At 70.5% G+C, this 13,067-nt stretch carries 12 protein-coding genes; 8 read left to right on the top strand and 4 right to left on the bottom strand.

Annotated features, from left to right (window positions below; genetic code table 11):
- The first annotated feature begins 55 nt into the window (after nucleotides 1–55).
- Nucleotides 56–1,462 carry an FAD-dependent monooxygenase gene (locus ACWDX6_RS14110; protein WP_451485200.1) on the top strand — a complete coding sequence of 469 codons (1,407 nt, stop codon included), beginning with the start codon at nucleotides 56–58 and terminating at the stop codon, nucleotides 1,460–1,462.
- Nucleotides 1,463–1,471: 9 nt separating this feature from the next.
- Here ACWDX6_RS14110 and ACWDX6_RS14105 read toward each other — a convergent pair whose 3' ends face one another.
- Complete coding sequence (locus ACWDX6_RS14105; RefSeq protein WP_451485199.1) at nucleotides 1,472–1,954, bottom strand: hypothetical protein; 483 nt, start codon at nucleotides 1,952–1,954, stop codon at nucleotides 1,472–1,474.
- A gap of 76 nt (nucleotides 1,955–2,030) precedes the next feature.
- On the opposite strand from ACWDX6_RS14105, the gene ACWDX6_RS14100 reads away from it, so the two are divergent.
- Both ACWDX6_RS14100 and ACWDX6_RS14095 read left to right on the top strand, forming a co-directional pair.
- Complete coding sequence (locus ACWDX6_RS14100) at nucleotides 2,031–2,366, top strand: YnfA family protein (RefSeq protein ID WP_451485198.1); 336 nt, start codon at nucleotides 2,031–2,033, stop codon at nucleotides 2,364–2,366.
- Between the two features lie 64 nt (nucleotides 2,367–2,430).
- Nucleotides 2,431–3,195: an SDR family NAD(P)-dependent oxidoreductase gene (locus ACWDX6_RS14095; protein WP_451485197.1), complete on the top strand. Its 765-nt coding sequence runs from the start codon at nucleotides 2,431–2,433 to the stop codon at nucleotides 3,193–3,195.
- A gap of 64 nt (nucleotides 3,196–3,259) precedes the next feature.
- On the opposite strand, the gene ACWDX6_RS14090 is transcribed toward ACWDX6_RS14095, so the two are convergent.
- Nucleotides 3,260–4,453, bottom strand: coding sequence for an RtcB family protein (locus tag ACWDX6_RS14090; RefSeq protein ID WP_451485196.1), 1,194 nt, complete (start codon nucleotides 4,451–4,453; stop codon nucleotides 3,260–3,262).
- Between the two features lie 175 nt (nucleotides 4,454–4,628).
- On the opposite strand from ACWDX6_RS14090, the gene ACWDX6_RS14085 reads away from it, so the two are divergent.
- The 3 genes from ACWDX6_RS14085 to ACWDX6_RS14075 all read left to right on the top strand — a co-directional run bounded on the left by ACWDX6_RS14085 (nucleotide 4,629) and on the right by ACWDX6_RS14075 (nucleotide 7,814).
- On the top strand, nucleotides 4,629–5,537 hold the full coding sequence (locus tag ACWDX6_RS14085) for a DUF3558 domain-containing protein (RefSeq protein WP_451485195.1): 909 nt from the start codon (nucleotides 4,629–4,631) through the stop codon (nucleotides 5,535–5,537).
- A 115-nt stretch (nucleotides 5,538–5,652) separates the two neighbouring features.
- Nucleotides 5,653–6,384 (top strand): DUF3558 domain-containing protein, encoded by a 732-nt coding sequence (locus ACWDX6_RS14080; RefSeq protein ID WP_451485194.1) that lies wholly within the window; start codon nucleotides 5,653–5,655, stop codon nucleotides 6,382–6,384.
- A 131-nt stretch (nucleotides 6,385–6,515) separates the two neighbouring features.
- The gene (locus ACWDX6_RS14075; protein ID WP_451485193.1) at nucleotides 6,516–7,814 is read left to right on the top strand and encodes a DUF2637 domain-containing protein; all 1,299 of its coding nucleotides are present in this window, start codon (nucleotides 6,516–6,518) and stop codon (nucleotides 7,812–7,814) included.
- Nucleotides 7,815–7,877: 63 nt separating this feature from the next.
- On the opposite strand, the gene lysS is transcribed toward ACWDX6_RS14075, so the two are convergent.
- Nucleotides 7,878–9,662, bottom strand: a complete 1,785-nt coding sequence (gene lysS / locus ACWDX6_RS14070; protein ID WP_451485192.1) for a lysine--tRNA ligase — start codon at nucleotides 9,660–9,662, stop codon at nucleotides 7,878–7,880.
- A 119-nt stretch (nucleotides 9,663–9,781) separates the two neighbouring features.
- Between lysS and argS the strand changes: the two genes are divergently transcribed.
- Complete coding sequence (argS, locus tag ACWDX6_RS14065; RefSeq protein ID WP_451485191.1) at nucleotides 9,782–11,551, top strand: arginine--tRNA ligase; 1,770 nt, start codon at nucleotides 9,782–9,784, stop codon at nucleotides 11,549–11,551.
- A 139-nt stretch (nucleotides 11,552–11,690) separates the two neighbouring features.
- Here argS and ACWDX6_RS14060 read toward each other — a convergent pair whose 3' ends face one another.
- The gene (locus ACWDX6_RS14060) at nucleotides 11,691–11,960 is read right to left on the bottom strand and encodes a DUF1876 domain-containing protein (RefSeq protein WP_451485190.1); all 270 of its coding nucleotides are present in this window, start codon (nucleotides 11,958–11,960) and stop codon (nucleotides 11,691–11,693) included.
- A 170-nt stretch (nucleotides 11,961–12,130) separates the two neighbouring features.
- On the opposite strand from ACWDX6_RS14060, the gene ACWDX6_RS14055 reads away from it, so the two are divergent.
- Nucleotides 12,131–13,036: an NAD(P)-dependent oxidoreductase gene (locus tag ACWDX6_RS14055; RefSeq protein ID WP_451485189.1), complete on the top strand. Its 906-nt coding sequence runs from the start codon at nucleotides 12,131–12,133 to the stop codon at nucleotides 13,034–13,036.
- Nucleotides 13,037–13,067: the final 31 nt, after the last annotated feature.

Here is a 13,067-nt window from a genome sequence, read left to right as displayed (position 1 = left end):
TGACCAACACACGTTGGCCAACGAACGTGGGCACCACCGAGCACGGGAGGCAGCCATGAACCACCACCTCGACACGGACGTTCTCGTCGTCGGCGCGGGCCCCACCGGACTCCTGCTCGCCGGCGACCTCGCCGCCGCGGGACTGCGCGTCACCCTGGTGGAGCGCCGCCCGCACGGCATCAGCAACATGACCCGCGCCTTCGGCGTGCACGCCCGCACCCTGGAGCAGCTGGACGCCCGCGGCCTCGCCGGCGAACTGATCGCCACGGGCAACCCGATCACGAGCCTGCGGCTCTTCCGCCGCCTCTCCCTCGACCTCGGCCGGCTCCCCTCCCGCTTCCCCTACGTCCTCATCACCCCGCAGTACGAGGTCGAGAAGCTCCTGGAGCGCCGCGCGACGTCCACAGGCGTGGAGTTCCGTCACGGCACCGAGCTGCGGGCGCTCGACCAGGACACCGACGCGGTGACCGCCCGCCTCACCGGACCCGACGGAACCCCGCTCACCCTCCGCGCCCGCTACCTCGTCGGCACCGACGGCGTACGGAGCGCGGTGCGGACAGCCCTCGGACTGCCCTTCCCCGGCGTCTCGGTGATCCGCTCGATGGTCCTCGCCGACGTCCGCCTCGCGAAGGAACCCGACGAGCTCCTCACCGTCAACGGCGTCGGGGACGCCTTCGCCTTCATCGCCCCCTTCGGTGACGGCTGGTACCGCGTGATGGGCTGGAACCGCACCCGCCAGGTCGCCGACGACGAGCCCGTCGACCTCGACGAGGTGCGCGACATCGCCCGCCGCGCCCTCGGCAGCGACTACGGCATGCACGACGCCCGCTGGATCTCCCGCTTCCACAGCGACGAACGACAGGCACCCGCCTACCGCTCCGGTCGCGTCTTCCTCGCCGGCGACGCCGCCCACGTCCACTCCCCCGCCGGAGGACAAGGCATGAACACCGGCCTCCAGGACGCCGCCAACCTCTCCTGGAAGCTCGCGGCCGTCCTGCGCGGCGACGCCCCCGACCCCGAGGCGCTCCTCGACAGCTACCAGTCGGAACGACACCCGGTCGGCGCTGCGGTGCTCCGCAGCAGCGGCGCCCTCGTCCGCCTCGCCATGGCCCGCGGCCTTCTTCCGCGCGCCGCCCGCGCCCTCGCCGCCCACCTCTTGAACACCCTCCGCCCCGCCTCCACCAAGGCCATGGGAATGATCAGCGGAATCGGCATCGCCTACGGCCGGGACGGCAGGCGCGTCCCCGACCTCCGGCTGCGCGAGGGCAGGCTCTACGAACTGCTCCGCGACGGCGAGTTCGTCCTGATCGCACCCGAGGGCAGCCGGCCGGCCCTCCCGCCGGCCACCCCCGCCTCCGCGGCACGACTCATACGCGCGACCTGGACCGACCCGGCCCGCCGCACGGCACTGCTGGTCCGCCCCGACGGCTATGCCGCCTGGACGGGCAGCGCCGCCCACTGAGAGCCGCCCTCAGAAGACGTACGCGTCACCCGTGGCCAGGACGAGCACGGAGTGCCGGTCGTTCTTCGGGTTCCGGTCGGTGGAGCCGTCCCTCCAGACGGTGTCGATCGTGACGGTCATCTCGTCCGGCGAGCCCGCCGTCCGCAGATCGAGCGCCAGCTCACCCGGCGCCCCCGCGGCCCGCAGCTCACCCGTCCGGCACACGACGACCCGGTCGCCGCCCCACAGGCAGGAGGACGGCAGCTCCTGACCGGCGGCCAGCCGCTCGGAGAAGGCGAGCCGCACGGTCGCCTGGGAGACATGGGAAGGCCCGTGATTCTCACTCACCAGCCGGACACCGAGCCGCCCCTCCCACAGGGAGACATGACCATGGTGGGCGAGATCCGCCTCGGGCAGGACCTCCGGACCCACCGCACGGGCGGTCTCGCCCGCCGCTACCACCACCGCGGCGACCAGGGCCGCACCGAGGAGAGCCTTGCGCATCGCACTCATGCCCTGAAGATACCCATTACTCCCCATATGTTCTGACTACCCATCAGTCAGCGTGTCATCGTGGCAGGCTGACCGCATGCTGATCGCCCGCTCCGCCGCCCTGTTCACCCTCGCCGCCCTCTTCGAGATCGGCGGCGCCTGGCTCGTCTGGCAAGGCGTCCGCGAACACCGCGGCTGGATCTGGATCGGCGCCGGCGTCCTCGCCCTGGGCGCCTACGGCTTCGTGGCCACCCTCCAGCCCGACGCCGAGTTCGGCCGGATCCTCGCCGCCTACGGCGGAGTCTTCGTCGCCGGCTCGATCGCCTGGGGCATGATCGCCGACGGCTACCGCCCCGACCGCTGGGACGTGACCGGAGCACTGATCTGCCTCGCCGGCATGGCGGTGATCATGTACGCCCCCCGCGCCCGCTGACAGCCCCGACACCTATCCTGACCACGCGATCGACGTCATCGAACCCACGCGCGAGGAGCACGCCATGACTGCCGCCGGTACCCCCATCGCCGTCGTCACCGGAGCGAGCAGCGGAATCGGCGCGGCCACGGCCAGACAGCTCGCCGCCGCCGGATACCGCGTGGTCCTCACCGCCCGCCGCAAGGACCGGATCGAAGCCCTCGCCGCCGAGATCAACGACACCGGCCACCAGGCGACCGCGTACGCCCTCGACGTCACCGACCGCGAGGCCGTCCGCACCTTCGCGACCGCCTTCCGCACGATCGCCGTCCTGGTCAACAACGCGGGCGGCGCCCTCGGCGCGGACCCCGTCGCCACCGGCGACCCCGACGACTGGCGCCAGATGTACGAGGTCAACGTCATCGGCACCCTCAACGTCACCCAGGCCCTGCTCCCCGCCCTCACCGCCAGCGGCGACGGCACGGTCGTCGTCCTCTCCTCCACCGCCGGCCACTCCACCTACGAGGGCGGCGCCGGCTACGTCGCCGCCAAGAACGGCGCCCGCGTCCTCGCCGAGACCCTCCGCCTGGAGATCGTCGGCACCCCCGTACGCGTCATCGAGATCGCCCCGGGCATGGTGAAGACCGACGAGTTCGCGACCACCCGCTTCCGCGGCGACACCGACAAGGCCGCCAAGGTCTACGAGGGCGTCGCCGAACCCCTCACCGCCGACGACGTCGCCGACACCATCACCTGGGCCTGCACCCGCCCCTCGCACGTCAACATCGACCTCCTGGTCGTCCGCCCCCGCGCCCAGGCCTCCAACACCAAGGTCCACCGCGAGCTGTGAGGTCGAGCGCCGAGAAGGGGCCGGCGCACCGCACCGGCCCCTTCTCGGCGAATCCCGCGTGACGTCAACCCTTCACGCAGATGACCTGCTTCAGCTTCGCGACCACCTCGACCAGGTCACGCTGCTGATCGATGACCTTCTCGATCGGCTTGTAGGCGCCCGGGATCTCGTCCACGACCCCGGAGTCCTTACGGCACTCCACGCCCCGCGTCTGCTCCTCCAGGTCCCGCGTCGAAAAGCGCCGCTTCGCCGCCGACCGGCTCATCCTGCGGCCGGCCCCGTGCGACGCCGAGTTGAAGGACGCCTCGTTTCCGAGACCCTTCACGATGTACGAGCCGGTGCCCATGGAGCCCGGGATGATCCCGAACTCGCCGAAGCCGGCCCGGATCGCTCCCTTACGGGTGACCAGCAGGTCCATCCCCTCGTACCGCTCCTCCGCCACGTAGTTGTGGTGGCAGGAGATGACCGGATCGAAGGCCACCTTCGCCTTGCGGAACTCCCGCCGGACGACCTCCTGGAAGAGCGCCATCATGATCGCGCGGTTGTACTTCGCGTACTCCTGCGCCCAGAAGAGGTCGTTGCGGTACGCCGCCATCTGCGGGGTGTCCGCCACGAAGACGGCCAGGTCACGGTCGATCAGACCCTGGTTGTGGGGCAGCTTCCGCGCCTCGCCGATGTGGTACTCGGCGAGCTCCTTGCCGATGTTCCGAGACCCAGAGTGCAGCATGAGCCACACCGAACCGGATGTATCGATACAAACTTCCACAAAGTGGTTGCCGGATCCGAGGGTGCCCATCTGCAGAACGGCCCGTTCCCGCCGGAACTTCACCGCGTCCGCGACCCCGTCGAACCTCGCCCAGAAGTCGTCCCACCCCGCCGTCGGGAACTGGTACAGCCGCTTCGGATCCACCTCGTCCCGGTGCATCCCCCGCCCGACCGGAATCGCCTGCTCGATCTTCGACCGCAGTCGCGAGAGGTCACCCGGCAGGTCGTTCGCCGTCAGCGACGTCTTCACCGCCGACATCCCGCAGCCGATGTCCACACCGACCGCCGCGGGACAGACCGCCCCGTGCATCGCGATCACCGAGCCGACCGTCGCACCCTTGCCGTAGTGCACGTCCGGCATCACGGCCAGACCCTTGATCCACGGCAGCGTGGCCACGTTCTGGAGCTGCTGCATGGCGCCGCCCTCCACCGTGGAAGGATCGGTCCACATCCGGATGGGGACCTTGGCGCCCGGCACCTCTACGTACGACATACTTCCTCGATTCCCCCGAAAAGCCTGATAACGCAAAAACCGGCACCAAGGCCCGTATAGGTGACGACGGACCGGCATCGACGGCAGTGCGTGCGATACACATTGTGTCCATCGGCCGACATCCGGCGGCAAACAGTTTTCGGGGCAGGGCCCCGGGAGAAGGGAGCCTGGGAGCGTGCAGCGACAGGCGTACGGACCCGGCCGCACCGGCCGCACACGGCCCGCGGCGCTCACCGCCGCCGCCCTCGTCCTCGGGATCGGGGCGGGCCTCACCGGCTGCTCCGCGACCACCGGCGGCGACGGCGAGGCCACGGTCGACTCGAAGGCGGGCCCCGTCACCGCCGTCGCACCCCCCGGCCGCTACCGCACCCTCTTCGAGCCCTGCCGCGCCGTCCCACCGGCCACCCTCAAGGATCTGCTGCCCGGCGCCGCCGCGCTGCCCGACCCGGAGCGCGACAGGGCGTACCGCGGCACGGCGACCGTCACGTACGACACCGACCGCCGCGTGGGCTGCACCTGGAAGGCCGACGCCCCCGACGCCTCGCACCGGCTGGTCATCGACATCGAGCGCGTGGTGTCGTACGACCCCGCGACGAGTGACGACGCCCGCGCGAAGGAGGTGTTCGACCGCAAGCAGGCCGCGGCGGACCTCCCCCAGCCCCCGCGGACCCAGCCCGGGACGCCGAGCCCGGGCACCGGCACCGGTACGCCCAGCACGGAAACCGGCACGCCGAGCCCCGTCGCCCCCACGCCCGCCACCGCTCCCCCCGGCACCGGCGCCCCCGCCACCGGAACGGCGAACCCTTCCGCGCCCACCGCCCCCAGCCCCGGCTCCACCACCGGTCTGGAGCCCCGCCTCCTGGAGGGCCTCGGCGAGGTCGCCTTCCTCGACGACGCCCTCACGACGGCCGGATCCAGCGGCGGCCACCGCACCGTGAGCGTGGTGTTCCGCACATCCAACGTCATCGTGACGGTCGAATACCTGGAACAGGCGACCGGTTCCGCCGGGGCCCCCGACAGCCGGGAGCTGCAGGAAAAGACCCGGAATCTGGCCGGCCTGCTCGCGGAGCGGCTGGAGGAGTAGCCGCCCGGACCCGCTCCGTGAGCGGACCTCGACCACGTAACGTGTCGGCGTACCGTGGCCGCCGGCCGGACCGTACGACACGCGGCCGGCCGCACGACAAGCGACTGAAGGAACCATGCACCGATCAGCCCCGCGACTCACCCGCATTCTCGCCTGCGCAGCCGTCCCGGTGATGCTCGTCGTCGCCGGGTGCTCCTCGGACTCCGACGGCGGTTCCGGTTCGGCCAAGGACCAGGGCAAGGGCTCGGCGTCCTCCGCCACCCCGCAGCCCACGCAGTCGACGAAGACGGTCGAGCCGGCGAAGTACGCGAAGCTGCCCGACTTCTGCAAGTCGATCTCGTCGAAGACGACCGCCGACCTGGTGCCCAAGGCGAAGACGAAGAACGGTACGGCCGCTTCCTCCACCGATCTCACCAGCCGCGGCGGCTGCTCGTGGAACGGCCTGGACGACAAGGGTGTCAAGGGCTCGCAGTACCGCTGGCTCGACATCTCCATCTACCGCTACGACTCCGACGTCGCGCTGGGCAGCGGCCAGGAGCGGGCGCGGCAGAGCCTCGGCAAGGAGCTGGCCAAGCTCCAGGCCACCGAGGGCGCCAAGAAGCTGAGCACGACCGACGCCGAGGGGATCGGCGACGAGGCGAAGGCCGTCGCCTACGAACTGCGCAAGACGGGCGAGGACTTCCGGTACGCGTCGATCGTGGCGCGTACAGGCAACGTCGTCGTGCTGCTCTCCTACAACGGCGCCGGGTACCACGGGGCGTCCACCCCGAGCGCCAAGACGATCATGGATGGTGCGGTGAAGGCCACGAAGGAGGCCGTGGCGGCGGTCGCGGCGGCCAACACGTAGTCGTCGACTCACCCTGAACACCCGCAAATACGCAGGTTTCCGCGGAGCCCGGCCCTCCCCCGAGGGCCGGGCTCCGCACACGTGTGCCACGCTGTGCCCGCGAGATGTCGAATGACGGGAGGGGATCGCGGGTGGCCGCGGTGCAGCTGACACGTACGCACAAGATTCTGATCGGTGTGGTGGTCGCCGGTGCGGTGATCATCGCCGGTATCGGTTTCGCGGGTTCGTACGCCGCCGTGCGTGAGCTCGCCGTGGAGAAGGGCTTCGGCGACTTCTCGTACTTCTTCCCCATCGGTATCGACGCCGGTATCTGTGTGCTCCTGGCCCTGGATCTGCTGCTGACGTGGATCCGTATCCCGTTTCCGCTGCTGCGCCAGACGGCTTGGCTGCTGACGGCGGCGACGATCGCGTTCAACGGCGCGGCGGCCTGGCCGGACCCGCTGGGTGTGGGGATGCACGCCGTGATCCCGGTGCTGTTCGTGGTCGCCGTGGAGGCGGCGCGGCACGCGGTGGGCCGGATCGCGGACATCACAGCCGACAAGCACATGGAGGGTGTGCGGCTCACCCGCTGGCTGCTGTCGCCGATCCCGACGTTCCGCCTGTGGCGCCGGATGAAGTTGTGGGAGCTGCGCTCGTACGAGCAGGTCATCAAGCTGGAGCAGGACCGGCTGATCTACCAGGCCCGGCTGCAGGCCCGTTTCGGGCGGGCATGGCGGCGGAAGGCGCCGGTGGAGGCGCTGATGCCGCTGCGGCTCGCGAAGTACGGTGTGCCGCTGGCGGAGACGGCGGCGGCGGGGCTCGCGGCGGCGGGCGTGGAGCCGGCGCTGATCCCGGCGCAGCCGAGCGCGGCCCAGCAGATCGAGCCGACGCAGCATGGCCGGCTGGCCCAGCAGCTCCAGCAGCCTCCGCCCGCCCAGTCGGCGCCCCAACTTCCTCAGGCGGCGCAGCCGCAGCAGCCGGGACAGCAGGGGCAGCCGCAGCAGCCGGGACAGCCAGGTCAGCAGGGGCTTCCCCCAACCCATGACAGCCCGTGGTTCGCGGCGCAGCAGCTGCCGCCCGAGGCGTACGAGGGTGCCTACGCCCCGACGTTCGTGGAGGGTCTGGAGCCGACGCCGGTGGCGGTGCCCCAGGGTCCGGAGGATCTGCCGGTCCCGAGCCCGCGCCACGAGCAGGGTCCGGATCAGTTCGAGGTGTATCCGGAGTACGTCGAGCCGGAGCCGTCGGTGGACGAGTTCGCGGACGCCGCGTACAAGGCGATGTGGGACTACGTCGACGAGCAGCAGGAGTTCCCGACCGTGGAGCAGCTGGACATACAGCTGAGCGACCGGTACCGGATCCACCACCCGCGCAGCGCCTCGCTGCTGCGTGAGCTGCACCCGCGGCTGCGCGAGCGCCTTGAGCAGGAGATGGCGGAGAACCACATCCCGTAGGGGTGTGGCGCGAAGGCCGCCGCCCGGAGTCCGGGCGGCGGCCTTCGCGCGTACGGTGTCCGGCTACGCGCCGAGCAGCTTGCGCACCCGGTCGGCGCCCACGGCCAGGAGCAGCGTGGGCAGACGCGGGCCGGTCTCGCGGCTCACCAGGAGCTTGTAGAGCAGGGCGAAGAAGGCGCGCTGGGCGACCTTCAGCTCCGGGGTCGGCTTGGCCTCGGGGTCGAGACCGGCCATGACCTTCGGAACGCCGTACACGAGGGTGGTCAGTCCGTCGAGGGACCAGTGCGTGTCCAGGCCTTCCAGGAGCAGGCGCAGCGACTCGCGACCCTGGTCGTCGAGCGAGCCGAGGAGTTCGGTGTCGGGCTCGTCGCGGACGATGGTGCGCTGGTCGGCCGGGACCTGGGTGGTGATCCAGTTCTCGGCGCGGTCCAGGCGGGGCCGGACCTCGTCCAGGGAGGTGACCGGGTTCTCCGGGTCCAGTTCGGTCAGGATCCGCAGGGTCTGCTCGTCGTGGCCGGCGGTGATGTCCATGACGGAGGCGAGCGTCCGGTACGGCAGCGGGCGCGGGGTGCGCGGCAGCTCGCCGGCTGCCGTGCGCGCGGCACGGGCGTACGCGGCGGCGTCGGCCGGCAGCACCGTCCCGTCCTTGACCTTGGACTCCAGCTTGTCCCACTCGTCGTAGAGCCGCTGGATCTCCTGGTCGAAGGCGATCTTGAAGGACTGGTTGGGCCTCCGCCGCGCGTACAGCCAGCGCAGCAGCGGGGCCTCCATGATCTTCAGCGCGTCCGCAGGGGTGGGCACGCCGCCGCGCGACGAGGACATCTTGGCCATGCCGCTGATGCCGACGAAGGCGTACATGGGGCCGATCGGCTGGACGCCGTCGAAGATCTGCCGGACGATCTGGCCGCCGACGACGAATGAGGAGCCCGGCGAGGAGTGGTCGACACCGGACGGCTCGAAGATCACGCCTTCGTACGCCCAGCGCATCGGCCAGTCGACCTTCCAGACCAGCTTGCCGCGGTTGAACTCGCTCAGCTTGACGGTCTCGGCGAAGCCGCAGGCCGTGCAGGTGTACGCCAGCTCGGTCGTCTCGTCGTCGTACGCCGTGACGGTCGTCAGGTCCTTCTCGCACTGTCCGCAGTAGGGCTTGTACGGGAAGTACCCGCCGGCGCCGCCCGAGCCGTCGTCCTCGCTCGCCGCGCCGGAGCCCTCCTCGGCCTCCAGCTCGGCCTCGTCGACGGGCTTCTGCGACTTCTTCGCCGGGGCCTTCTTGGTCCGGTACTGGTCGAGGATCGCGTCGATGTCGCCGCGGTGCTTCATGGCGTGCAGGATCTGCTCGCGGTAGGTGCCCGCGGTGTACTGCTCGGTCTGGCTGATCGGGTCGTACTCGACGCCCAGCTCGGCCAGGGACTCGACCATCGCGGCCTTGAAGTGCTCGGCCCAGTTCGGGTGCGGCGAGCCGGGCGGGGCGGGGACGGAGGTCAGCGGCTTGCCGATGTGCTGCTCGTACCCCTCCTTGTCCACGCCGGGGATGCCGTTGGGCACCTTGCGGTAGCGGTCGTAGTCGTCCCAGGAGATGAGGTGCCGGACCTCGTGTCCGCGGCGCCGGATCTCGTCGGCGACCAGGTGCGGGGTCATGACCTCGCGGAGGTTGCCCAGGTGGATGGGGCCGGAGGGGGAGAGTCCGGAGGCGACGACGACCGGTTTGCCAGGCGCACGTCGCTCCGACTCGGCGATGACCTCGTCCGCGAAACGGGAGACCCAGTCGGTCTCGGTGCTGCTCTGAGCCACGGTCGGTACGTCCTTCTTCCTTGGTTCCCTCGAAGACTGCTGCCCTACGTCAGCCATTCTCCCAGACGGAAAGGAGCACTCCGAGGTTGTCCACAGGGGAGAAAACACGTTGCCCGCCCATGGGACACTTGACAAGCGAAATAGCCCACCCGCCCCACATACAGGAACGGAAGCTCATGGCCTCGGTCCCTTCCCTCGCTTCGACCGTGCAGCAGCACCTCGCGGAGGGTCTCTCGGCAGCCCTGCCGGAGGCCGGTTCCGCCGATCCGCTGCTGCGACGAAGCGACCGGGCCGACTTCCAGGCCAACGGCATCCTGGCGCTGGCCAAGCAGCTCAAGGGCAATCCGCGTGAGCTGGCGACGAAGGTCGTCGGGGCGATCCCGGCCAACGACGTGCTGAAGGAGATCGAGGTCTCCGGCCCCGGCTTCCTCAACATCACGGTCACCGACGAGGCGATCGTCAGGACCCTGGCCGCGCGCGCCGCCGACGACCGCCTCGGCGTGCCGTACGCGGAGAACGCCGGCACGACGGTGATCGACTACGCGCAGCCGAACGTGGCCAAGGAGATGCACGTCGGGCACCTCCGGTCGGCGGTGATCGGTGCCGCGATGGTCGAGATCCTGGAGTTCACGGGCGAGACGGTGGTCCGTCGCCACCACATCGGCGACTGGGGCACCCAGTTCGGCATGCTCATCCAGTACCTGATCGAGCACCCGCACGAGCTGGACCACTCCTCCGGCGAAGAAGTCTCCGGCGAGGAGGCGATGTCGAACCTCAACCGGCTCTACAAGGCGTCGCGCGCGCTGTTCGACTCCGACGAGGAGTTCAAGACGCGGGCGCGGGCGCGGGTCGTGGACCTCCAGGCCGGTGACGAGCGGACCCTCGCGCTGTGGCAGCGGTTCGTCGACGAGTCGAAGATCTACTTCTACTCCGTCTTCGACAAGCTCGACATGGACATCCGGGACGCGGACGTCGTCGGCGAGTCCGGCTACAACGACATGCTGGTGGAGACCTGCCGCGTCCTCGAGGAGTCGGGCGTCGCGGTGCGCTCCGACGGCGCGCTGTGCGTCTTCTTCGACGACGTCAAGGGCCCGGACGGCAACCCGACCCCGCTGATCGTCCAGAAGTCGGACGGCGGCTTCGGCTACGCGGCGACCGACCTGTCGGCGATCCGGGACCGGGTGCGGAACCTGAAGGCGACGACCCTGCTGTACGTGGTCGACGCCCGCCAGTCGCTGCACTTCAAGATGGTCTTCGAGACGGCCCGCCGGGCCGGCTGGCTGAACGAGGACGTCAAGGCCGTCCAGTTGGCGTTCGGCACGGTCCTCGGCAAGGACGGCAAGCCGTTCAAGACCCGTGAGGGCGAGACGGTCAGGCTCGTGGACCTGCTGGACGAGGCCGTGGAGCGGGCGACGTCGGTCGTGCGCGAGAAGGCCGAGAAGGTGGGCCTGAGCGAGTCGGAGATCGTGGAGAACGGCCGGTACGTCGGCATCGGCGCGGTCAAGTACGCCGACCTGTCGACGTCCGCCGCGCGCGACTACAAGTTCGACCTGGACCAGATGGTGTCGCTCAACGGCGACACGTCGGTGTATCTCCAGTACGCGTACGCCCGTATCCGTTCGATCTTCGGCAAGGCCGGCGACCGTACGCCCGTGGCGCACCCGGAGCTGGAGCTGGCCCCGGCGGAGCGCGCGCTCGCCCTGCACCTGGACCAGTTCGGGGAGCAGCTGGCGGAGGTCGCCGCGGAGTACGCCCCGCACAAGCTGGCCGCGTATCTGTACCAGCTGGCGTCGCTCTACACGACGTTCTACGACCAGTGCCCCGTCATCAAGCCGGCGCCCGCGCAAGAGGTGGCGGAGAACCGGCTCTTCCTGTGCGACCTGACGGCCCGGACGCTCCACCAGGGCATGGCGCTGCTGGGCATCCGGACCCCCGAGCGTCTCTGACCCTCGGCAGGCGCAGGGCCGGCACAGGACCGGCGTAGCACCGCTCACGGCGAAGGCCCCGGCACCTCGTGTCGGGGCCTTCCGAGTGTGTCGGGGCCTTCCGAGTCGCCTCCGGCCGGGGCCGGGCGGGGGGCGGGGATCAGCGAATGGCGTGGGACGTCCTGCCCGACGCCTCGTCGATCTCCGTGTGCGCCTTCTGCAGCAGCTGCGAGGCGAGGTCCATGAGCGCGCGTGCCCCCGCGATCTCCTCCCCTACACGCAGCTGCTCCGGGTCCGAGGGATGCCGGTGCGCCTTGCCCTGGGCGCGGAACTCGGTTCCGTCACCGAGGCGGACCATGGCGGCCGCTCTGGTCCGGTCACCGTCCTCCTGGAACTCCATCTCGATGTGCCATCCGACGAGTGTGTGCATGAGGACCACCTCCAGCGGTACTACCAGGGTGCGCCGCCCGGCCCATCCTTACCAATCGGTGCGTACCTGACCAATAAGTCGGTACTTGTGGGGCGAACCGCCGCGGAGAAGGATCGACGACGAGCCGCCCGACGGCTCGAACCTCCCTCTCCCGTCCCTGGAGCACCCCCATGTCCGAATCCACGCACACCACGCCCACCATGCCCGCCTCGTCCTCGGCCCAGGTCTCCGTCCTCGGCCTCGGCATGATGGGCAGCGCCCTCGCCGGCGCCTTCCTGGACGCGGGCCACCGGGTCACCGTCTGGAACCGTTCACCCGCCAAGACCGGCCCGCTGGTGGCGCGGGGCGCCCTTCCCGCCGGATCGGCGGCGGAAGCGGTGGCGGCGAGCCCGCTCGTCGTCCTGTGCCTGCTGTCCAACGACAACGTCGACGAGTTGCTCGCCTCACTTCCCGAGGAGCTCGCGGGCCGGACCCTGGTCAATCTCACCAACGGCACCCCGGCGCAGGCCCGTGCGCTCTCCGCCTGGGCGGGCGAGCAGGGCGCCCGGTACGTCGACGGCGGCATCATGGCCGTCCCGCAGATGATCGCCGGCCCGGACGCGTACGTGTTCTACAGCGGCGACGAGGCGGCGTACGCGACGCACCGCGCCACGCTCGCGGCCCTCGGCGGCACCAGGTGGACGGGGAGCGACCCCGGCCTCGCCGCGCTCCACGACCTCGGTCTGCTGACCGGCATGTACGGGATGTTCGTCGGCGTCATCCAGGCGCTGGCCCTGGCCCGTACGGAGGACATCAGCGCCGAGGAGTTCTCGGAGCTGCTCGTTCCGTGGGTCACGGCCATGCTCGGTATCGTTCCGGGGATCGCCCGGGACCTGGACAGCGGACAGCATGTGACCGACGTGTCCAGTCTGGCGGTGAACCAGGCCGCGTTCCCCAACTTCCTGACGACGTTCCGGGATCAGGGCGTCAGCACCGAGCTCTTCGAGCCGTTCCAGGCGATCCTGGACCGCGCGGTCGCCGCCGGTCACGCGGGGGACGGTCTGTCTCGGCTCGCGGATCTGCTCACCGTCCGTTAATGCGCTTGCACGGTCGGCTTCCGAACACGAA

This window comes from Streptomyces sp. NPDC003027 (assembly GCF_053591435.1).
The sequence above is the reverse complement of the archived record's forward strand: the minus strand, read 5'-3'. Positions and strand labels throughout refer to the sequence as shown.

Bases quoted from the DNA above. Each gene is read 5' to 3' on its own strand.
- ACWDX6_RS14110 (WP_451485200.1), top strand. From the start codon at position 56: ATGAACCACCACCTCGACACGGACGTTCTCGTCGTCGGCGCGGGCCCC.
- ACWDX6_RS14105 (WP_451485199.1), bottom strand. From the start codon at position 1,954: ATGAGTGCGATGCGCAAGGCTCTCCTCGGTGCGGCCCTGGTCGCCGCG.
- ACWDX6_RS14100 (WP_451485198.1), top strand. From the start codon at position 2,031: ATGCTGATCGCCCGCTCCGCCGCCCTGTTCACCCTCGCCGCCCTCTTC.
- ACWDX6_RS14095 (WP_451485197.1), top strand. From the start codon at position 2,431: ATGACTGCCGCCGGTACCCCCATCGCCGTCGTCACCGGAGCGAGCAGC.
- ACWDX6_RS14090 (WP_451485196.1), bottom strand. From the start codon at position 4,453: ATGTCGTACGTAGAGGTGCCGGGCGCCAAGGTCCCCATCCGGATGTGG.
- ACWDX6_RS14080 (WP_451485194.1), top strand. From the start codon at position 5,653: ATGCACCGATCAGCCCCGCGACTCACCCGCATTCTCGCCTGCGCAGCC.
- lysS (WP_451485192.1), bottom strand. From the start codon at position 9,662: ATGGCTGACGTAGGGCAGCAGTCTTCGAGGGAACCAAGGAAGAAGGAC.
- argS (WP_451485191.1), top strand. From the start codon at position 9,782: ATGGCCTCGGTCCCTTCCCTCGCTTCGACCGTGCAGCAGCACCTCGCG.
- ACWDX6_RS14060 (WP_451485190.1), bottom strand. From the start codon at position 11,960: ATGCACACACTCGTCGGATGGCACATCGAGATGGAGTTCCAGGAGGAC.
- ACWDX6_RS14055 (WP_451485189.1), top strand. From the start codon at position 12,131: ATGTCCGAATCCACGCACACCACGCCCACCATGCCCGCCTCGTCCTCG.